This window comes from Leeuwenhoekiella parthenopeia (assembly GCF_020782115.1).
Classification (GTDB): domain Bacteria; phylum Bacteroidota; class Bacteroidia; order Flavobacteriales; family Flavobacteriaceae; genus Leeuwenhoekiella; species Leeuwenhoekiella parthenopeia.
Genome location: NZ_JAJGMW010000015.1, coordinates 1 through 22567, shown reverse-complemented (window position 1 = coordinate 22567; position 22567 = coordinate 1). Strand labels below are relative to the sequence as shown.

Genomic DNA, 22567 nt, shown 5'->3' with positions numbered 1-22567 from the left:
CGTTTGACAATATACACGAATAGCTTAAAATATTAACAGCATATTTAGAAATTAACGGTAAGAATTGAGTCGTTATTTTTGAGAAAGCGCAGCAATGTTGCGCATCAGACCCTCGTACCTGGTGCGCTTTACCGGTGATTTCCTGAAAACAGATGAAAAAACTTCCTGCGTGAGTTCTTTCCATTCTGACTTTGAATAGTTAAGAATCTCAGGCCGGGGTTCAAAAAGAGGCTCGTTATGGGGTTTGGAGAAGCGATTCCAGGGGCATACATCCTGGCAGATATCACAGCCAAACATCCAGTCTTCCATCTTATCCTGCGCATAGGCGGGGATTTCGTTTTTTAGTTCGATGGTAAAATAACTGATGCATTTGCTGCCATCTACCACATACGGATCAACAATGGCCTGAGTGGGGCAGGCATCAATACAGGCCGTACAGGAACCGCAATGGTCAGTTACCGGCGTATCGTAATCCAAATCCAGATCAATAATCAATTCGGCTATAAAATAAAAAGAACCTGCCTGCTTCGTAAGGAGATTGCTGTTTTTACCAATCCAACCCAAACCGCTTCGGGCCGCCCAGGCTTTATCAAGAACAGGTGCCGAATCGACAAAGGCCCGCCCTTCTACCTTACCTATTTTTTCCTGAATATTGAAAAGCAATTCTTTCAGCCTGTCTTTAATCACAAAATGGTAATCAGTACCGTAAGCGTATTTTGAAATCTTAAAGCTATCCTTCCGCTGCTGCGCTTCAGGAAAGTAATTAAACAATAGAGAAACCACGCTTTTCGCACCGGGCACCAGCAGAGTTGGATCCAGACGTTTATCAAAATGGTTTTCCATATATCCCATTTCGCCGTGCCGGTTTTTAGAAAGCCAGTCTTCGAGTCGCGGGGCCTCGTCTTCTAGAAAGCCTGCCCTGGACACTCCACACGACATAAAGCCCAGACGTTTTGCTTCGGCTTTTATAAACTGTGTGTTTGTAGTTTTAGTGTTCACGTTAACGGTTTCTGAAGGTAAGCGAAGCGTTTTGAGGCTTAAGGGTTATGAGTGGTTTAATTTCTATAGGCCTTCCGTCTGAAATGATCTCATACCGCTTCACCAGAGCTGCAACTGCCAAAATCATTTCGTACATCGCAAAATTATTGCCAATACACATACGCGGACCGGCTCCAAAAGGAAGAAAATAGGGTGAATATTTAAGCAGGCGCTCGTCTTCAAACCGCAAGGGATTGAATTTTTCAGGTTCCTCCCAAAAATCCGGATGCCTGTGTATCTCATAAATGGAAAAAAGCAGACTGGTGCCGGCCTTTATCCTGTAATTATCAAACGAATCTTCCTGCAGCGCGATTCGGTCTATAAAATAAGCCGGCGGATATAACCGCATAGATTCGTTTATAACCAGATTGGTGTACGTGAGGCTTCTTAACTGAAGGCCCAAATCTTCGTGCTCACAGGCTTTGGCTTCCTCGTAAACGCGCTGTTGCACTTCGGGATGCAGCCCGAGCAGCTGCGTTATAAACGTCAGTGCATTTGAAGTAGTCTCATGCCCGGCAACAAACAGAATAAATATCTCATCTACGAGCTGATCTTTACTCATTGCAGTATCGTCCTCATAACGGGCATCGAGTAACATATCGAGCAGATCGTCCTGCCGCACTCCTAAAGCCTGGCGCTCTTCGACCAACTGCTCCAGCAATTTACGGGCCTCACGGGTTTTTTGAATATTATCCTGCAGTTTACCGGAGATTTTAAACCACCAACCTAAATAGGGCTGACGCAACTCTTTCACCAGCATAGCCTGAGCTTCTTCGGTTATTTGCTGCAGCCTGTTAATGACTTTCTGATCTGCGGCTCCGCTAAACAAAGCCTGTACCACCGTCTGAAAAGCCAGATCATTGTAAACCGGAAAGACATCAAAAGGCTGATCGGTTTTTATTTTATCGAGTTCGGTTTCAATAACCTCCTGCATTTTAGCGATGAGTTGTGCCAAATGCTTTTTATGAAAAGCGGGTTGAATAAGCTTTCGCTGAGTTGCCCAATGCTGACCTTCTGCCGTGAGTAAGCCCTTGCCTACGTATTTTGCAAGATCCTGCGTTTGTATGGGTGACTTGGTGTAGTTTTTCTGATTTTTTTGAAGCACGTATTGGGCAAATGCGGCATTACGCGAAAAAACCACACTCTTACCGAAACCTAATTTCAGCCAAAACGTATCTCCTTTTTCCCTGAAGTTTTTTTTATGAAAAGGCAAGGGGTTCTTCAGTATCTTAAAGGCCGACCTTAAGAACTTATGCACGGGCACTATCGGAAAATCTGCCATAGAAATGGATTAACTAAAAAATTTAGAAAAGACCTCCCTGAACCGGACCCTTAACTCGTTTTAAATGCCTGTAAGCAGCTTCGGTAACCTCCCGACCTCTTGGGGTACGAATAATAAAACCCTGCTGTATTAAAAAAGGTTCATATACCTCTTCGATGGTCTCTGCACTTTCTGAAACGGCAGTTGCCAAAGTTGTAATTCCTACAGGGCCACCCTTAAATTTATCAATAATAGTCGCCAGTATTTTATTATCCATCTCATCAAGACCGTGTGCATCTACATTGAGGGCTTTAAGACCAAAACGCGCAATGGCAATATCAATGCTCCCGTTACCCTTTATTTGGGCGAAATCACGCACCCTGCGCAGCAGCGCATTGGCAATACGCGGAGTCCCCCGGCTTCTGCCTGCAATCTCGATCGCAGCTTCTAAACTTATGGGTACTTTAAGAATCTCTGCACTACGTTGCACAATGGTCGTCAGCAATTCGGTATTGTAATACTCCAGACGGGAAGATATTCCAAAACGTGCACGCATAGGTGCGGTGAGCAGACCTGAACGGGTGGTAGCGCCAATAAGGGTAAACGGATTGAGATTAATTTGAACGGTACGCGCATTGGGGCCGCTTTCGATCATGATATCAATCTTATAATCCTCCATGGCCGAATAGAGATATTCCTCCACAACTGGACTTAGTCTATGAATTTCATCAATAAATAACACATCCCGCTCTTCCAGATTAGTCAACAATCCAGCCAAATCTCCCGGCTTGTCTAAAACAGGACCACTGGTGACCTTTATGTTTACCTGGAGTTCATTTGCCAGAATGTTGGCAAGAGTTGTCTTTCCCAATCCCGGAGGACCGTGAAAAAGGGTATGGTCTAAGGCCTCTCCTCTGCGGTTTGCAGCCTGAACAAAAATCTCCAGATTCTCAAGTACCTGTTCCTGTCCGGCAAAATCACTGAAGCTTAGCGGCCTCAGAGCACGCTCTACGTCAAACTCTTCGGGTGTAAAGGCTTCCCCGCTTGCATCTAAATTTTCATTCATAACGTAAATATAAGAAATAGCAGATGCTAATAATAGCAGCCGGCAGATGCAGACTAAAATTTAGCATTCGCATCAAAGCCTGCTAAAACTAAAAAACCCGCTTGATGCGGGTTTTTTATTATTCTAAGATTTTTTAGTGATTCATTTCTTCCTCTCCCGGTTGTAACGGGATGTTTTGAGGGATATAATCCTGACCCGGAATTACATAATCCGTTTCATCTTCATTCAACTTACTGTAGTCATAAGACCAGCGGTAAACGTGAGGAATCTCACCTTCCCAGTTTCCGTGGATGTGCTTAAGCTCGGTTGTCCATTCTAAAGTATTAGACTTCCAGGGGTTCTTAGGACCTCTTTTTCCGTAGAAAATAGAAGAAATAAAGTTATATAAGAATACCAACTGAACTGCGGCAGTAATGATAGCCGCGACAGTAATCATCGTATTTACATCAGCTAAATCATCAAAATACGGGAATGCCGTGTTTGAATAATATCTACGTGGCAAACCGGCCATACCTATAAAGTGCATAGGGAAGAATACCGCATACGAACCTATAGCGGTAACCCAGAAGTGTACATAACCCAAATTCTTGTTAAGCATACGCCCTTCAAACATTTTAGGAAACCAGTGATAAACCCCGGCAAAAAGGCCGTACAATGCCGAGATACCCATTACCAGGTGGAAGTGAGCCACAACGAAATAGGTGTCGTGTACGTTAATATCCAGCGTGCTATCACCCAAAATAATACCGGTAAGACCACCTGTTATAAAGGTAGAAACTAGACCGATGGAGAAAAGCATTGCAGGGTTAAACTGCAGATTACCTTTCCATAGGGTAGTAATATAGTTAAAGGCTTTTACCGCTGAAGGTATAGCGATCAGCAGTGTGGTAAATGTAAATACCGATCCAAGGAATGGGTTCATACCCGACACAAACATGTGGTGACCCCAAACGATGGTCGAAAGGAATGCGATTGCCAGGATAGAAGCGATCATAGCACGGTAACCGAAAATCGGCTTTCTCGCATTGGTCGCAATAACCTCAGAAGAAATACCCAATGCCGGAAGCAATACGATATATACCTCCGGGTGACCCAGGAACCAGAATAAGTGCTCAAAAAGTACCGGAGAACCTCCCTGGTTGTGTAATACCTCTCCACCAATATAAATATCAGAAAGGAAGAATGAGGTACCAAAACTTCTATCCATAATAAGCAATAAAGCCGCAGATAAAAGAACAGGAAAAGAAACCACACCAATAATAGCAGTCACAAAGAATGCCCAGATGGTGAGCGGAAGTCTGGTCATAGACATCCCTTTAGTTCTCATATTGATCACTGTAACAATATAGTTTAGTGAACCTAATAGAGATGAAGCGATAAAGATTGCCATAGACACCAACCAAAGCGTCATACCCGCACCGGATGCAGATATCGAATTTGGCAATGCACTAAGCGGAGGATAAATCGTCCAACCTGCTGCTGCCGGCCCCGCCTCTACAAAAAGAGATGAAACCATAATTACTGACGACAGGAAAAACAACCAGTATGACACCATGTTTAAGAAACCTGAGGCCATATCGCGTGCACCAATCTGAAGTGGAATTAACAGGTTACTAAACGTACCGCTTAATCCAGCAGTCAATACAAAGAACACCATAATGGTACCATGTATCGTTACCAGTGACAAATAGATACTTGGATCCATAACCCCTTCCGGAGCCCATTTACCCAGAAATATCTCAAATATGGTAAAACTTTGTTCAGGCCAGGCGAGCTGAATTCGAAACAAGATAGACATGGCGATACCAATAACACCCATAAGCAAACCTGTAATCAGGTACTGCTTTGAGATCATCTTGTGATCTGTACTAAAAATATATTTGCTTATAAACGTCTGGTGATGATCATGATGCCCGTGATCGTCGTGGGCATGATGGTCTAAAGCTGTAGCATCTACTGACATAATTTATTTTCTTTTAAATCTCAATTTTTTTTTACTCGGTCATACTTTGTGCAAAGGTCTTCTGACCTTTAATCCACTCATCATATTCTTCCTGAGTTTCCACAATAATTTTCATCTGCATATTATAATGACTCGATCCGCAAATTTTATTACATAGCAAATAATAATCAAATTCGTCGTAAGAATCAAGTGCAGGTTCGCCTTTGGCCACTAGTACCTTGCTTTTTTCATTGCGTATTTGTTGAATGGTACGCATTTTTTCCTGCATATAATCTGTTTCTCTGATCTCTTCTGTCGTAACAGTTGGGGTAAATGAGAACTGGGTAATCATACCCGGAACCACGTTCATTTGAGCTCTAAAATGAGGCATATAGGCAGAATGCAGCACGTCCTGAGAACGCAGCTTGAAAACAACCTGTCTTCCAACAGGCAAATGCAATTCTGTAGTCACCACATCATCACTACCGTCTGTATCACTAGGGTCAATACCTAACTGATTTATTCCTTCGATAAAGCGCACGTTGGCATCTCCTAAAATATTATCATCTCCGGCATAACGGGCTTTCCAGTTAAAACGCTGTGCATACAGCTCAACTACCAGAGCATCTTCATCTTCCTCAAAGTTCATAATATCAGACCAGGTGAAAAGGCCATAGATAATAAGACCAGCCAATACGATAACAGGAATGATCGTCCAGATAAACTCAAGCTTATCGTTATCTGCATAGAATAATGCACGCTTACCTTTTTCTCCTTTGTATTTATAAGAAAAGAAGTGAAGTAAAAACTGCGTGATCACCTGAACAACCATGATCAAAGCAATAGAAATAAACATCAGGTTATCATACTTACTCCCGTGTGCAGATGAAGCTTCAGGCAAATAAAATTTAGAATAATGCCAGAAACAATAGAACATCAGGAAGTATAGGAAAACCATAAACATCACCATTAATTTGGCGTTGATACGGTTATCTTTCCCATTAGCTACTTCTCCGTTATCCCCTTGTGAGTTCCCTTTAGAGAGTGCATATATTTTACTCATTTGCCAGATTGCCACGGCAAAGAGTGCGATTACAATAAGTACTAAAAAAACGGTCATTGGTGTGTTTTTTCTGTTTCGTTGCTATTAATAGTGAAAATGTTCGCTTTCTACCAGGAACGGGTTATTCTTAGGTCGTAATGACACCTTAGACAGCCCCATTCCAACGGTGAATATAAAAAGACCCAGAAAGAAAAGCAGTGCTGCCAGCTCGGTGATTCCAAAAGAACCATAAGGCCCTACTGTAGACGGCATTACCAGTAAGAATATATCTATATAGTGTCCTACCAGGATAATGATACCTGCGATAACTACAAACCAGGATACACGTTTAAAGTCACTATTCATCAATATTAAAATTGGGAATACAAAGTTAAGTATAAGCATACCAAAGAATATTGGATTATACTCCTGAATTCTTAGAATGAAATAAGTAACCTCTTCCGGAATATTTGCATACCAGATCAGCATAAACTGACCAAACCAAAGGTAGGTCCAGAAAACACTGAAACCAAACATAAACTTAGCAAGATCGTGCAGGTGACTGTCGTTAACAAACTCAAGTTGACCAATCGCTTTTAATGAAACAGTTACGATAGCGATAACGGTTACTGCAGATACAATGATGCTTGCAAAGATATACCACGCAAAAAGAGTACTGTACCAGTGTGGCGTCATAGACATGAACCAGTCCCAGGCCATTGTAGACTCGGTTACAATAAAGAATGCCAGGAAGTAAATAGAATATTTAAAAATATTCTTATAGGGCTGAAGACCTTCAGCAGTGTCCAGATCTCTGGAGTTCTTCACTGCGAAATAACGGTACAGATTCCATCCTGCAACATAAATGATTCCACGAATTAACCAAAATGGGAAATTAAGGTAACCCGATTTGCCCTGAAGAATTTCATCTTCAGCAACGAGTTCGTGATTCATCCAGGGATAGAAATGCTCACCTGCAAAAATAACGACCAGTAAAACGATAACTGAACCTGGAAGTAAATAGGCGGTTATACCCTCCATAACCCGAAACAGTAATGGAGACCATCCCGCCTGTGCTGCATTTTGAATTGCATAGAAAACCAGGGTTCCCAAAGCAATCATCATAAAAAAGAAAGCTGCAATAAAAGTAGCCGACCAGGGTTTGGTTTGCATTTGGTGCAATACGTGCTCCATGTGCTCGCCATCCTCGTGTGCAGCATGGCCCATATCTTTATCACCGGCCATTGCTCTTTCAGAATAGCCAGGCTCTCCCTTAACTTCGTCAACAAAGTTAGCTTCTTCATGATGTTCAGCTCCTTCTTCGTGGTGGGCTGCGCCATCTTCGTGATGCGCCTCACCTCCACTGTGATGAGCTTCCTGTGCTGCAAGAATTTCGTTAGCTTCTTCAACTGTTCCGGGAACAGATAAGAATCCAAATACTAATCCTATTAAACCCAGTACCATACAAACTATGGCGAAAAGTCTTAATTTACTAGAAAACTTGTACATAATTGAAATATCCTGCCTTTATTATTCTTCAGTTTGTGCTTCTTCAGACATCACCTGTCCTTCTTCAGTCATTTCTTCCTGTTCTACCAGAGTTTCCTCTTCGGCAGCAGTCTCACCTTCAAAGGCACGCTTAGGCTTACCGTCTAATGCATCCTTAAGGTCCATAACGTAGTGATTTATCAACCACAATTCACGCTCGGTAGTCTGTGTCGCATAAGATCCCATAGTATTCAGACCATAATACATCACATGGTACACGCTACCTTCTGTAATGGCTCTACCCTGATCGTTATAAGCAGGTATACCCAGAATTTTTTCGCGCTCGGCAAGTGTACCCTTACCATCACCTTTATCACCGTGGCAAATAGCGCAATAAATGGTATAAAGCCCTTTACCCTCGTTTAAATTATCTTCAGTATACGGAACCGGATTGGTAAGATTTGCCTTAGCTGCTGCATAACCTTCGGTACTGTTTTCATATTCATAAGGCATCCAACCACGAGACACACTTCCTTCCACCGGCTGCATAGCTTCCATTTGATTAGGAAATACGTCATACTTTCCATAAGCCTCATAACTTACTTCCTCATACATGTTTGGCATGTATTCATAGTTTCTGTAGTCTTTGTCCTGACAAGAAACTATCAAAACCAGCATGACTAATGAAGATACTATTTTGATACTATTTTTCATTTGTTAAGCGTGTTCTTCGTTATGAATTAGACTTATTTCTGATGCTCCCGTCTCGTAAAGAAACTTCGACAACGAATCGATATCGTGACCTGCGGCATCTACTTCAAGCAGAAAATGATCATCAGTTGTACGAGGATCCGGGTTTTCGGCTTTTTTAAATGGCCATATTTTGCTTCTTAGATAAAAGGTTATCACCATAAGGTGAGCTGCAAAAAATACGGTCAACTCAAACATAATAGGCACAAAAGCCGGCATATTTTGCAAATAAGAGAAACTGGGTTTACCACCTATGTTTCTTGGCCAGTCTTCAATCATAATAAAATTCATCATTAAAGTAGCCACACTTAAACCTATAAGACCATAGATAAAAGAGCATATTGCAAGGCGCGTATGAGGCAAGCCCATCGCTTTATCGAGACCGTGAACAGGAAATGGTGTGTAAGCCTCGGTGATTCGATACTTTTTTGCACGTATTTCCTTTACTGCTTTCATAAGGACGTCATCATCATTATAAAGCACATGTAGAACGTTTCCTGATGCCATAATTAGTTTTTAAGTTTTTGTGCCTGACCTGCCCAATCATCGCGCTCTGCCCTACCCGGGAATGCATCGATAATTTCATCTAACAAATCGTATTCTTCTTTTGTCATTTTACTAACCTGATCATAGGTATAAATCCCCAGTTGATGCAGTTTTTGCTCCAACACCGGCCCTACTCCACTTATCTTCGTAAGATCATCTGGAGTTTGGGTCGCAGGATCATACGTACCAATACGCGCAAGCATCATATCAATTTCTGCCTTTTTAGCTTCGGTATCTACCAGTACATCTGCATTTACAGTTGACTGATGATGTGTCGCACCTGCATTTGAAGCTACACTTAATGATGCAGGACGCTCCGCATAAGTAGAAGTACGTTTATCTGTTGCAGTACCGGCAAGGTCTTTACCTGACTCCCGGATACGCTTGTAACGTGCACCTGATGATTTAAGAATACTCTTAACTTCAGCCTGTGCAATAACCGGGAATGTACGTGCATACAATAGGAATAATACAAAGAAGAATCCAATTGTACCTACAAATACCCCAATATCTACAAAAGTTGGCGAGAACATAGACCAGCTAGAAGCCAAACGGTCTTTACTCAAACAGATTACAATAATATCAAAACGCTCAAACCACATCCCGATATTGATCACAAGAGCAACGATGAATGTCCAAAGGATATTACGTCTCCACTTCTTAACCCAAAGGGTTAGTGGCACAATCAGGTTACATATAATAAGTGCCCAGAATGCCCACCAGTATGGTCCTGTTGCAGCACCAAAAGACAGATAGGTATAGTTTTCATAAGGAACTCCTGAATACCAACCGATGAAGTATTCGGTAAGGTATGCTACCGTTACGATACCACCGGTAAGCAAAATTACCTTATTCATAAATTCAATATGAACAATGGTGATGTAATTCTCCAGGCTAACAACCTTTCGCATTACCAAAAGCAGCGTCTGCACCATCGCAAAACCGGAGAAAATTGCACCCGCCACAAAATACGGAGGGAAAATAGTACTGTGCCATCCGGGAACTACAGAAGTTGCAAAGTCAAAAGATACAATCGTGTGTACCGAAAGTACCAGTGGAGTTGCAAGACCTGCAAGCACCAGCGAAACTTCTTCAAATCGCTGCCAGTCTTTAGCGCGACCACTCCATCCAAAACTTAGGATACCGTATATTTTTTGCTGAAACGGACTCTTAGTACGGTCTCTGATCATCGCAAAGTCAGGCAGAAGACCCGTCCACCAGAATACTAACGAAACCGATAGGTACGTAGAGATCGCAAACACGTCCCAAAGTAGTGGTGAGTTGAAGTTTACCCAAAGTGAACCAAACTGGTTCGGAATAGGAAGTACCCAATACGCCAACCAAGGACGACCCATGTGAATAATTGGGAACAAACCGGCCTGAACAACAGCAAATATAGTCATCGCCTCCGCAGAGCGGTTGATAGCCATACGCCATTTTTGACGGAATAAAAGTAATACCGCAGAGATAAGAGTACCGGCGTGACCAATACCTACCCACCAAACGAAGTTGGTGATATCCCAGGCCCAACCAATGGTTTTATTGAGACCCCAAACTCCAATACCGGTAGAAACGGTATATACAATACAGCCCAAGCCCCATAGGAATGCAACAAGCGCTATAGAAAATACAATCCACCAAGATTTATTGGCCTTCCCTAAGATAGGAGCACCTACATCCACGCTAATGTCGTGGTAAGATTTCTCTCCAAGAATCAAAGGCTCTCTTATGGGTGCTTCGTAGTGTGACGACATATTAATATATTGATATTTATATTTTAAACTAGATTAGGCTTCAGCAGTATTCTTAACTTTTACGTGGTAGAATACATTAGGCTTAACACCTATATCTTCCAGTAAATAATACTTGCGTTTATCGTTTTTAAGAGCTACAATTTCAGAGTCCGGGATGTTTACATCACCAAACTTAATCGCACCCATATCACAGGCATTGCTACAAGCTGTTGCAAACTCACCGTCTTCAATGACGCGTCCTTCGCGCTTGGCATCAAGAATTGTTTTCTGAGTCATCTGAATACACATAGAACATTTTTCCATAACCCCACGTGAACGCACTGTAACATCAGGATTTAGAACCATACGACCAAGATCGTTGTTCATGTTATAATCAAACTCATCATTCTCACTATACAGGAACCAGTTGAAACGACGCACTTTATAAGGACAGTTGTTTGCACAGTAACGGGTACCCACACAACGGTTATACGTCATCTGGTTTTGACCCTGCCTACCGTGACCAATCGCCGCCACCGGACACACCGTCTCACAGGGAGCGTGGTTACAGTGCTGACACATCACCGGCTGGAATGCAACCTCCGGATTGTCATAAGATTGGATCTCAACAACCGAATAGCTATCCATAGCAGGAAGCTCTTCCAGTGTTTTGGTTTCTTCTGCAAAAGTATCTTCAGAAGAGTAATAACGGTCAATACGCAACCAGTGCATATCTCTAAAGTTTCTAACTTCCTGCTTACCTACAACCGGAACGTTATTTTCGGCGTGACACGCAATCACACAAGCTCCGCAACCGGTACAGGCGTTAAGATCTATAGAAAGATTGAAATGCGGACCAAAGGTATCATCAAACGATTCCCAGATATCGGCATTCTTATCACGAACTGAAATCTCAGAGTGATTGTAATCTACGTGACCTACGTGGTTCCACTCACTGGCATCTTTAGTATTGAAGATCTCAAGCGTGGTTTCTTTAATAATATCATCTGCACGACCAGCCATAGTGTTCTGCATCTGAACACAGGCAAACTCATGCCATCCACCGGTTTTCTTAATTTGAACGGTTTGGGTAGACTTAAAGTCTTTATAAAGCGGATAGGCATTAACACCCACCTGCATCTCTTCCTGAACCGCAGCTTTCTTACCGTATCCCAGAGCAAGACCTACAGATCCCGGAGCCTGACCGGGCTGAATAAATACCGGTACGTTTTCTAAAGTAACATCACCAAGTGTAACTGTAACGTAGCTACCGTTAAGTGCGCCTTTAGAAGTAATTTCATTTTCAATACCTAAACGATCTGCGTCTTTCTTAGACATCGTCAGATAGTTATCCCAGGAAGTTCTGGTGATTGGATCAGGGAATTCCTGCAACCAGGGGTTGTTTGCCTGCTCACCATTACCTAAACCGGTACTGGAATATAACGTAAGCTCAAAACCATTACCTGCAGATTCTCCCTCCTGAACCAAAGCCGCAAGTGCACTTGAAAGCGTAATCGCTCCATTAGAAGTGATACTCTCTTCAGTAACTTCAGCAGTTTCTGCCGCAGGAGTCATAACACCTGAAGCTACACCATCCTGAAGCGCCTGATTAAAACTCTTTTCAGCATTAGTCCAGTTAGTCTTCAGGTAATCATAATAAGACATATCGTTGTTGGTCCACTTCAAAAGTGATTCCTGAAACTGTCTCGTATCAAACAAAGGCTTAATCGTAGGCTGCATCAAGCATACGTAACCTTTTTTCATTTCAACATCACCCCAGGACTCCAAATAATGAGGAGTTGGAGCTAAATAGTTACAAAGCAACCCGGTCTCATCTTCTTTCATATTGAAAGAAACACGCACTTCTACCTTATCAAGACCTGATTTAAATTCGTTTACATTAGGAAGGCTGTATGCCGGATTCACACCTACCACAAACAGTGCACCCACAGCACCCGAATTCATATCGGAAACTAACTGGCTTACTGCCTGTGCATTTCCCTGACGGGTCATTTTTGGAGCAGCCGTATCAATAATAGTACTACCTAAAGCTTCATTTACCGACAAAGCAACCATCTGAGCATTGGCATCATCAACACCGGTGATAAACACACCTTTGCTTCCTGCATTGCGAAGTTGTTTTGCAGCACTCTTTACAGCAGCGTCAAGTTCGGGAGAAAGACCTGTATTAGCACTTCCACCGGAAATCAAACTCTGGATAGCCGCAACGATTTTCTTTTGCTCTGATGGAGTAGCCAGCACACGCTTATCAGCATTCCCACCAGACAAAGTCATGTTGGCCTCAAACTGAACGTGGCGGGACATTTTCCCATTCTTGGGAACACGGCTTTTTGCGTAAGTAGGTCCAAACCCACCACCTTGCCAGTCACCCAGCAAATCAGCACCAACCGAAACGATAACTTCTGCTTCAGAAAAATCGTAATCAGGTAATGCACGCATTCCGTATTTACTCTCAAAGGCATCAAGTGCGGCATTTTCTCCTATTGAATCATAAGTCACATGCTTCACATTAGGATAGGCAGCCGAAAAATCAGCTATCAATTTTGTTGTTGACGGACTGGCAAAAGTCTGGGTAAGCAATACAATGCTTTTACCTCCCAAGCCATTAAGCTTCTGACCGAGTTTTTGATCAAACTCCGACCAGCTCACCGAACTGCCATCAATCTTTGGCCCTTGCAAACGCTTGGTGTCGTACATAGAAAGTACTGAAGCATGAACACGAGCATTATTACCTCCTAAAACAGAGGCCATCTTGTTATTTTCAATTTTGATAGGTCTACCCTCTCTGGTTTTAACCAGCACGCTCGCAAAATCAAAACCATCTGCCATCACAGTGGCATAATAATCTGCCTTACCAACGGTAATGCGTTCTGGAGCTACCACATAAGGAATGGACTTCACCACAGGCCCCTCACAGGCCGCAAGCGAAGCTGCGGCAGTAGAAAAACCAACGTATTTTAAGAAATCACGACGCGTAGTTGAGGAAGAATCCAAAGTATCTTTGTTTCCCAGAAATTCATCAGTAGGAATCTCATGCGGAAACTCATTATGCTTAAGCGCCTCAACAATAGAGCTGTTTTCATTTAGCTCTTCAACACTTTTCCAGTATTTCTTGTTTGATGACATAAAATCTATTGTTATTTATTTTGGAACGCGAGTCAGACTACACGTATTCTTTATCTATTAATAGTGGCATTTACCACACTCCAGACCACCCATTTGAGCAGCTGTCAACTCTTCTACACCGTACTTCTTAGAAAGCTCTTCGTGAATCTTTTCGTAGTATGGGTTACCATCCATCTTAACGTTAGTCTCACGGTGACAGTTAATACACCAGCCCATGGTAAGCGGAGCATACTGATACATAATCTCCATCTCCTCAACAGGACCGTGACAGGTTTGACACTGAATATCAGCTACACTTACGTGCTGCGAGTGATTGAAGTATGCAAAGTCAGGAAGATTGTGAATGCGCACCCATTCTACAGCCTGAGTCTCCCCGGTATAAGATTGCGTGGTTTGATCCCAACCTACTGCTTTATATAACTTCTGGATCTCCTTATCGTAAAATTCTTTAGAATAATCTTCAGTAACTGAGCTATACTCACTGGTGGCATCAGCAACTTCAGAAATACTCTTGTGACAGTTCATACACACATTCAAAGAAGGAATTCCTGAGTGCTTGCTCGTACGTGCAGAAGAGTGACAGTATTTACATTCGATCTGGTTCTCACCGGCATGAATTCGGTGTGAATAGTGTATAGGCTGAATAGGCTCGTAACCCTGATCAACCCCTATCTGCATCATCCAGCCGTAAGCGAAATATGCACCACCTAAAAGCAATACGATTACAGAAACCAATACTAAAAACTGATTTTCAACAAAGGCTTTCCAGATTGGCTTGCGTGATTCTTTAACCGGAAGTTCAACACCCTGCGCAACAGCAAACTTTCGCAATGTATTATTCACAAGAAACAATACAGCAACCAGCATCACCAACACAATCGCAAGAATACCCAGAATTACCGTGCTTGAAACACCACCCCCGGAACCACCTCCGCCTCCAGCTTGTTCAGCAGGAGCTACAGGTTCTGGCTTGGGAGTATTGGTATAGGCAAGAATATCATCTATGTCCGCATTACTAAGTTGCGGAAAGGCGTTCATAGCGGTTTGATTGTACTCATTGTAAATAGCAATTGCTTCAGCATCACCTGAGTCACGCAATTCCTTATTATTTTTTATCCAACGATACAACCATTCGCGGTCACGACGCTCAGTCACATTATACAATGCAGGACCCGTAGCCCTGTCGTACAATTTGTGACAAGCCGCACAATTTGCATTAAACAATGCCTTACCGGCCGCAGCATCACCTCCCTGAGCCGCAGGTGAGGTTTCAGATTCTGCCGCTCCGGCTGTATCAGCAGTTGCAGTCGTATCCTCCTGAGCAAACAGAAAAGATGAGAATGAAAGCAATAAAGCCAGAGTGATTAAAGAAAATCGAGAAGCTGAATTAAGGTTTTTACCCTGTTTCATAGTATGATAGAATTGTCATCTTAGCGCGGCATCTATCTAAGTGTTTAATGCTTTTAAAAACTAAAAACAATGCCGACAAATTTGATCGCAAAAGTAAGACTTAGAAGTGGAATTTTGAAGTGTTAGCAAAGCGTTAAGAACTAATTTATATCTGTTCTAAATAATAAATCTATACGCATTTGAGTTATTACTTTTACTTTTACAAAAACAATTTTAGCAATGAAAAATACTTTACTGAAGCTCACTTTTTTAGGTTTTTTTGGAATGCTCATTCAAGCGACTTCCTTTGCGCAAAGCGGAAGTGTCTCTATAAATCAGGATAATAGAATCAGCGAATTGCTCAGCATCAAATCAAAAATGGCCAGCAATAATGAGCTTAACAATCGCTATAAAATTCAGCTTTTTTACGGTTCAATTACCGAAGCCAACAGCATACAATCGCGTTATCGCTCTAAATACGGTAACTGGGAGCCGAGTATCGTTTACGAAAGCCCCAATTATAAGGTATGGATAGGCAATTTCAGAAACCGACTTGAGGCTGACCGTGCCCTATTACAAATTCAAAAAACCTTTCCAAATGCTTTTGTTATGAAACCTGAGAGGTAATAACATCATGACATTCTCAAAGAAAGGCGCTCTTAGGATCGCCTTTTTTTATGCAATACCTTGAGATATCACAGGATCATCTGATGATAGAACCGTCGATCTTCCACCCCTGAAAAAAGCCATTTAAGACTCCCGGAAGACTCTTGTCAAAACCCAAATGAACCCACACTGAAGCCACAGTGAACCCACACTGCACCCACACTTTACAACAGTTTTTGTAGGCCAAGAAGGCAGCACGATGGCTACACTGTAAATACATATCGCCGGGCATCCTTCAGCCTATACCTAACCAAAACGGATTGAATCTTCCTCAAGCCATTGGATTCTGGAAAAACCAACGAATAGACTATTCTCCGAGCCACAAAAAAAAGAGGCTGCCTGGGGCAACCTCTTTTTAAAACTTAAAATGTTATTTCTTATTTCAGCTTCTTCTTAACAGCTACTTCCTGGTAAGCTTCAACAATATCTCCTTCGCGGATGTCATTGTAATTCTTGATCTGCATACCACAGTCGTAACCTTTACTTACTTCTTTGACATCATCTTTAAAGCGCTTCAATGAAGCCAACTCTCCGGTATAAACCACCACTCCGTCGCGTATTAAACGCACGCCCGAGTTGCGGTATATTTTACCGGAAGTAACCATACATCCGGCAATGGTACCGATTTTAGAGATTTTAAAGGTCTCCCGTATTTCAGCAGTACCTGTTATTTCCTCTTTCATCACCGGCGACAACATACCTTCCATGGCATCCTTAAGATCATTAATCGCATCGTAAATAATAGAATAGGTACGGATGTCGATTTCTTCCTTATCCGCTACCTGTCTGGCATTACCGGCAGGTCTCACATTAAAGCCTATAATGATCGCATCTGAAGCCGATGCCAGCAACACGTCACTTTCAGTAATTGCACCTACTCCTTTATGAATGATGTTTACAACAATCTCTTCAGTAGAGAGCTTACCAAAACTATCTGTTAAGGCTTCAACCGAACCATCCACGTCACCTTTAAGAATAATATTAAGCTCCTTAAAGTCTCCAAGAGCGATACGTCTACCTATTTCATCAAGCGTAATATGTTTCTGAGTACGTACCGATTGTTCCCGCTGCAGCTGCGTACGTTTGTTTGCGATGTCTTTAGCTTCACGCTCATCTTCCATCACATTAAACTTATCACCTGCCTGTGGCGCGCCATCCAATCCCAGGATTGAAACCGGAGTTGCAGGACCGGCCTCTTTAACCTCCTTACCGCGCTCATCGTGCATAGCCTTAATCTTACCACTATTGGTACCGGCTAGTACATAATCACCTATTTTTAAAGTACCTGATTGAACGAGAACAGTAGAAACATAACCACGTCCGCGATCTAAAAAGGCCTCTACAACGGTACCGTTTGCACGTCTATCCGGGTTTGCCTTAAGTTCTAATATTTCAGCTTCAAGCAATACTTTTTCCAGCAGCTCTTCTACACCCTGCCCGGTTTTGGCAGAAATATCGTGCGATTGTATCTTACCTCCCCAGTCTTCAACAAGCAGATTCATACCAGCCAGTTGCTCTTTGATTTTTTCAGGATTGGCCGTGGGCTTATCTACCTTGTTAATCGCAAATATTATAGGAACTCCTGCCGCCTGAGCGTGCGAAATCGCCTCTTTGGTCTGCGGCATCACATCGTCGTCTGCCGCAACCACGATAATTGCAATATCAGTAACCTGAGCACCCCGTGCACGCATCGCCGTAAAGGCTTCGTGACCCGGAGTATCCAAAAATGCTATTTTCTGACCATTCTTAAGGGTTACACCATAAGCACCAATGTGCTGGGTAATACCCCCGCTTTCGCCGGCAATTACATTCTCTTCACGAATATAATCGAGCAAAGATGTTTTACCGTGATCAACGTGACCCATAACGGTTACGATAGGAGCACGCGGCTTAAGATCTTCGGGAGCATCAACTTGCACAGCTATAGACTCTTCAATGTCTGCATTCACAAACTCAACCTCATAACCAAATTCATCGGCTACAATAGAAAGAGTTTCTGCGTCCAGACGCTGATTCATCGTTACCATCATACCTAAAGACATACAGGCAGAAATGATTTGAGTAACCGAAACATCCATCATCGTAGCGACTTCGCTAACGGTAACAAACTCCGTCACTTTCAATACTTTGTTTTCTGCTTCCTGCTGCGCCATCTCATCCTCGTTCTTTTGACGATGCTGATCACGCTTATCTCTACGGTATTTCGCTCCTTTTCCTTTATTGGATTTACCCTGAAGTTTTTCAAGGGTTTCCCGTATTTGTTTTTGCACTTCTTCTTCTGTAGGCTCTTCCTTAACAACCTGAGCGCCTCTTCGGCTTCCGCCACGCTGATTGTTGTTACTACGACCGCGGTTGTTGCCCGCTGCTGCATTAGGATTTGCCCCCGGAGTTTTGCTGATACGCTTGCGTTTACGCTTGCGATCATCATTACTGGTAGTAGGTTTCTTTTTCTTTTCCGGTTTTTTAAACTGCGAAAGATCTATTTTCTCACCGGTGAAATTAGGTCCCTCTAACTTCTTATAGTCGGTTTTGACCACATCATCCCCGAGTTTTGGAGCCTCTTTCTTGGTTTTCTCTTCAACAGGCTTAGGTGGCGCCAGTGCAGGTTTTTCGACCTTAACCGGTTCTTTCTTCTCTTCAACAGGCTTAGCGGGCTCTTCTTTCTTAGCCACGGGCTCTTCAACCTTAGGCTTAACCTCGGGTTTAACCTCTTCAACCGGTTTTTCTTCGATCTTCTCTTCCTTTGGAGCCTCTTTCTCTTTAGGCTTACCGGCACGATCCAGATCGATCTTACCTACCTGTTTAGGACCCTGAAGGTTAGTTTTAGCGCGAATCACTTCTTTCTCGGGTGCGCGATCCTGTCGCTTCTCCTCGATTTCCTCTTCGCGAGCCTGTCTTATAGCTTCCTTCTCCTTTTGTTTCTCCTGAGCAGCTTCTTTTGATGCTACTTTTTTATTAGCATCAGTCTGAAACTGATCTGATAATACCTCGTATACTTCGGCAGAGATTTTAGTAGTAGGGCGCGCCTCAACATCGTAACCTTTTTCCTTTAGGAAATCAACGGCACGGTCGAGTGAAATATTAAGTTCACGCAATACCTTGTTTAATCTCATGTTCTTTACTTCTGCCATAAATTGCTTTAATTCGCTATAAAATTAACCTAAAAAAACCTGTATTCTCCTATTATTATTCAAACTCTTCTCGAAGAATACGCATCACATCAAGTACGGTTTCTTCTTCCAGGTCTGTTCTTCTAACCAGATCTTCTACGTCTTGTTCTAAAATACTTTTTGCGGTGTCTAAACCTATTTTTGAAAATTCGGCAATCACCCAATCCTCGATTTCATCAGAGAATTCGGTAAGCTCAACATCTTCCTCAACACCTTCTCTAAACACATCGATCTCGTAACCCGTTAACTGCCCGGCAAGTCTGATGTTATGACCGCCACGACCTATAGCCTTAGACACCTCTTCGGGCTTAAGCATAACTTCAGCGGTTTTATTCTCGTCATCTATCTTGATTGACGTGATTTTTGCAGGACTTAGTGCTCGGGTGATGTACAATTGCAGGTTATTGGTATAATTGATCACATCGATATTCTCATTACCCAACTCACGTACGATACCGTGAATACGAGAACCTTTCATCCCCACACAGGCACCCACCGGATCTATACGGTCATCGTAAGAATCTACAGCCACTTTGGCTTTCTCTCCCGGAATTCGCACGACTTTTTTAACCGTGATAAGACCATCAAAAACTTCGGGAATTTCAGATTCAAATAATTTTTCAAGGAAAAGCGGTGAGGTACGCGACATAATTATTGCCGGTTTATTTCCTTTAAGCTCTACGCTTTCAATAATACCCCTTACGTTTTCGCCCTTGCGGAAAAAATCTGAAGGGATTTGCTTGTCTTTAGGCATGATAATCTCGTTGCCCTCATCATCAAGCAGGATAATTGCACGATGTCGTATATGGTGCACCTCTGCATTATACAACTCTCCTTCAAGCTCTTTAAACTGCTTGTAAATATTAGTATTATCGTGCTCGTGTATTTTACTGATCAGGTTTTGACGCAAAGCCAGAATGGAGCGTCTTCCCAAATCGATAAGCTTCACCTCTTCAGAAACATCTTCTCCAACCTCAAAGTCAGGCTCGATTCTGCGGGCTTCACTAAGACTAATTTCAGAATTCTCATCTTCTACCTCGCCATCAGCGACCACCACACGATTACGCCATATTTCTAAATCACCTTTATCCGGGTTGATGATGATATCAAAATTATCATCGCTACCGAAACGTTTTTTTAAGGTACTTCTAAAAACTTCTTCGAGTATTGCCATAAGCATTACTCTATCTATGAGTTTATCGTCTTTAAACTCTGAAAATGATTCGATTAACGCAATATTTTCCATTCTATATTCTTAAAATTTGATCTTAACTTTTGCCTGATTTATCGCGTCATAGGCGATTTCCTCATTTTTCTCTACCGTCGTTTTTCCTTTACCTACCTCTTTAGGCACCCGTTCTTTCCAGGAGAGCAGAATACCCGCATCGGTAACAGCATCAAGAGTACCGGTTAATTTTGAACCGTCTTTAAGCTTGACTTCAAGATCACGACCTATATTTTTCTTATACTGGCGCATATTTACCAAAGGTTCGGTAGCACCTGCAGAGGCAACCTCCAGAGAAAAATCTTCAGACTCCCTGTCTAAATTGTGCTCAACCTTGCGACTCACGTTTACGCAATCCTGCACGGTAACACCTTCATCACCGTCAATTATAACGCTGATTTCATTAGCGCCTTTTACACTAAAATCTATTAAAAACAGTGAGGTATACTCTTCGAATGCTTCGTCAAGAAGCTCTTTAACACGTTCCTTCAACATTGGCCCTATAAAAAGAGGGGACTTTTAAGTGTCCCCTCAGATTAGTTTCTTAATTCAACAGTGCAAATATAATAATATTTATCAACATATAAAATAGAAGCTCCTCACTATTAAATGCTTAACTTTAATACAGCCACGCAACTTCACTATGCCATTTTAAACCAGTCTGTTATGATCACAAAAATCCTCGTACCTACCGACTTTTCAGATCAGGCAAAATATGCTTTTGAAGTAGCCTGCCAGATCGCAAAACGCCATATGGCTGCCATACACCTCATCCATTTGGTCGAATTGCCCTATTCTATTTTTGACAGCCGCAAGAATCCCGATTTGCCGGAAGCACTCTATTTTCTCAAACTGGCCCAGCAAAATTTCACGCAGTTTAGAGCAGCCTGCGGCGCACTTAGCGAAGGCCTTCAGGTCAGCGAAAGCGTAAAGTTTAACAGCGTCCAGGAAGGTATTGAAGAATACATCAGGGAACACCAGATAGATGTTGTCGTGATGGGCTCGCATGGTTCGAGCGGTCTCGAAGAACTCTTCATTGGTTCTAATACCGAAAAAATTGTACGCAATGTGGAAGTGCCGGTTTTTGTAATCAAAAAACAACATCTAAACTTTCAGGTCGAACGCTTTGTTTTTGCCACAGATCTGGAAAACGACACGAAGCAGGCCATGCTTCAGGCAGTTGCTTTTTCCAGATTTTTTGATGCCCGTTTAAAATTTGTTTTTATCAATACTCCCGAACATTTTAAGACTACCGAAGAATTGCAAAAACGGCACACCCATCTTAAATCTAAGCTCAACCTGCCTCTTGATAATCTGGAAATCTACAACGACTTAAACGTGGAGCGCGGCATTCTTAACTATGCCAAGCAAGAAAAAGCAGATCTCATTGGGATTGGCACTCATGGGCGTAAAGGACTGGCCCATTTTTTAAACGGATCATTAAGTGAAGACCTGGTTAATCACGCCAAAAGGCCGGTACTTACCTTCAAAATCTAATTCGTTAATAAATATCTAAATAACATATTATTATCAAAAATGATTTGAAATTTTAAATAGTTTTCAAACTCAATACCGAAAGCTATGAACACAGAAGATCAAACTACTTTAGAACCTCTTTACGAACTGCTCAAACACGATGCAGTGCTCAGTGAATCTGAAGCCGGAAGCTCTATTCAACGGGCTATATTGAAAAAGTTTTTTAAAGCTTCCCGCGTTACTATTAAAAAAATAGATGCCGGTTATAAAATAAAGATTTGGCCTATGCTGTCTATCAAAAAAACGGCTTCCTTTATTTTTAAAATCCCGCAAGCTCAAATGCCGCAATTTCTGCAAAGCTGTATTAAAAACGACACTAAGGGAAGAGCATTTTACACCGGTATGATGCAGTATTTTGTATTGAACAGGACTTCTTCAGCCGAATAGTCGCGAATGATTTAAAATTTTCGAGAGGTGCGTTTTTGTCCTTAATTAAAAAAGGGATCATTCTCAAAAGTTGTGTGTGAATTGAATGAATAGTTTGATTTTTGTTTTCTAAACAGGAGGCATTGGACGCATATATAGATTTACTTAAGATTTTATTACCAGAATTATTGATTACCCATTT

General features: G+C 42.2%; 17 protein-coding genes. 3 read left to right on the top strand and 14 right to left on the bottom strand.

Annotated elements, in window-relative coordinates; genetic code table 11:
* Positions 1-72: 72 nt before the first annotated feature.
* The 11 genes from queG to LLW17_RS11835 form a co-directional block, all read right to left on the bottom strand.
* Complete coding sequence (gene queG, locus LLW17_RS11885; RefSeq protein ID WP_228230500.1) at positions 73-999, bottom strand: tRNA epoxyqueuosine(34) reductase QueG; 927 nt, start codon at positions 997-999, stop codon at positions 73-75.
* A gap of 1 nt (position 1000) precedes the next feature.
* Positions 1001-2320, bottom strand: coding sequence for a cytochrome P450 (locus tag LLW17_RS11880; RefSeq protein ID WP_228230497.1), 1320 nt, complete (start codon positions 2318-2320; stop codon positions 1001-1003).
* Between the two features lie 22 nt (positions 2321-2342).
* On the bottom strand, positions 2343-3365 hold the full coding sequence (gene ruvB / locus LLW17_RS11875) for a Holliday junction branch migration DNA helicase RuvB (RefSeq protein WP_228230495.1): 1023 nt from the start codon (positions 3363-3365) through the stop codon (positions 2343-2345).
* A 133-nt stretch (positions 3366-3498) separates the two neighbouring features.
* A complete protein-coding gene (locus LLW17_RS11870) occupies positions 3499-5328 on the bottom strand; it encodes a cytochrome c oxidase subunit I (protein ID WP_228230494.1) in 1830 nt (609 codons plus the stop codon).
* 31 nt (positions 5329-5359) lie between these two features.
* On the bottom strand, positions 5360-6427 hold the full coding sequence (locus LLW17_RS11865; RefSeq protein ID WP_228230493.1) for a cytochrome c oxidase subunit II: 1068 nt from the start codon (positions 6425-6427) through the stop codon (positions 5360-5362).
* A 27-nt stretch (positions 6428-6454) separates the two neighbouring features.
* A complete protein-coding gene (locus LLW17_RS11860; RefSeq protein ID WP_228230491.1) occupies positions 6455-7858 on the bottom strand; it encodes a quinol:cytochrome C oxidoreductase in 1404 nt (467 codons plus the stop codon).
* Between the two features lie 21 nt (positions 7859-7879).
* Positions 7880-8551, bottom strand: a complete 672-nt coding sequence (locus LLW17_RS11855) for a c-type cytochrome (protein ID WP_228230490.1) — start codon at positions 8549-8551, stop codon at positions 7880-7882.
* A gap of 3 nt (positions 8552-8554) precedes the next feature.
* The gene (locus tag LLW17_RS11850; protein ID WP_228230488.1) at positions 8555-9094 is read right to left on the bottom strand and encodes a DUF3341 domain-containing protein; all 540 of its coding nucleotides are present in this window, start codon (positions 9092-9094) and stop codon (positions 8555-8557) included.
* Positions 9095-9096: 2 nt separating this feature from the next.
* Complete coding sequence (locus tag LLW17_RS11845; protein WP_228230487.1) at positions 9097-10887, bottom strand: helix-hairpin-helix domain-containing protein; 1791 nt, start codon at positions 10885-10887, stop codon at positions 9097-9099.
* A gap of 33 nt (positions 10888-10920) precedes the next feature.
* Positions 10921-14013 (bottom strand): TAT-variant-translocated molybdopterin oxidoreductase, encoded by a 3093-nt coding sequence (locus tag LLW17_RS11840; RefSeq protein ID WP_228230486.1) that lies wholly within the window; start codon positions 14011-14013, stop codon positions 10921-10923.
* Positions 14014-14070: 57 nt separating this feature from the next.
* Positions 14071-15423 (bottom strand): c-type cytochrome, encoded by a 1353-nt coding sequence (locus LLW17_RS11835; protein ID WP_228230485.1) that lies wholly within the window; start codon positions 15421-15423, stop codon positions 14071-14073.
* Between the two features lie 219 nt (positions 15424-15642).
* On the opposite strand from LLW17_RS11835, the gene LLW17_RS11830 reads away from it, so the two are divergent.
* Complete coding sequence (locus LLW17_RS11830) at positions 15643-16029, top strand: SPOR domain-containing protein (protein ID WP_228230483.1); 387 nt, start codon at positions 15643-15645, stop codon at positions 16027-16029.
* A gap of 416 nt (positions 16030-16445) precedes the next feature.
* On the opposite strand, the gene infB is transcribed toward LLW17_RS11830, so the two are convergent.
* Genes infB through rimP form a run of 3 tightly spaced genes read right to left on the bottom strand, consistent with a single transcriptional unit; the run spans position 16446 to position 20958 of the window.
* Positions 16446-19199, bottom strand: a complete 2754-nt coding sequence (gene infB / locus LLW17_RS11825) for a translation initiation factor IF-2 (RefSeq protein WP_228230481.1) — start codon at positions 19197-19199, stop codon at positions 16446-16448.
* Positions 19200-19254: 55 nt separating this feature from the next.
* Positions 19255-20484, bottom strand: coding sequence for a transcription termination factor NusA (nusA, locus tag LLW17_RS11820; RefSeq protein WP_228230480.1), 1230 nt, complete (start codon positions 20482-20484; stop codon positions 19255-19257).
* Between the two features lie 9 nt (positions 20485-20493).
* Positions 20494-20958, bottom strand: coding sequence for a ribosome assembly cofactor RimP (gene rimP, locus LLW17_RS11815; protein WP_228230478.1), 465 nt, complete (start codon positions 20956-20958; stop codon positions 20494-20496).
* A gap of 171 nt (positions 20959-21129) precedes the next feature.
* Here rimP and LLW17_RS11810 point away from each other — a divergent pair, with 171 nt between their 5' ends.
* Together LLW17_RS11810 and LLW17_RS11805 are read left to right on the top strand one after the other, a co-directional pair.
* Positions 21130-21960, top strand: coding sequence for a universal stress protein (locus tag LLW17_RS11810; RefSeq protein ID WP_228230476.1), 831 nt, complete (start codon positions 21130-21132; stop codon positions 21958-21960).
* A gap of 84 nt (positions 21961-22044) precedes the next feature.
* Positions 22045-22386: a hypothetical protein gene (locus LLW17_RS11805; protein WP_228230474.1), complete on the top strand. Its 342-nt coding sequence runs from the start codon at positions 22045-22047 to the stop codon at positions 22384-22386.
* Positions 22387-22567 lie beyond the last annotated feature (181 nt).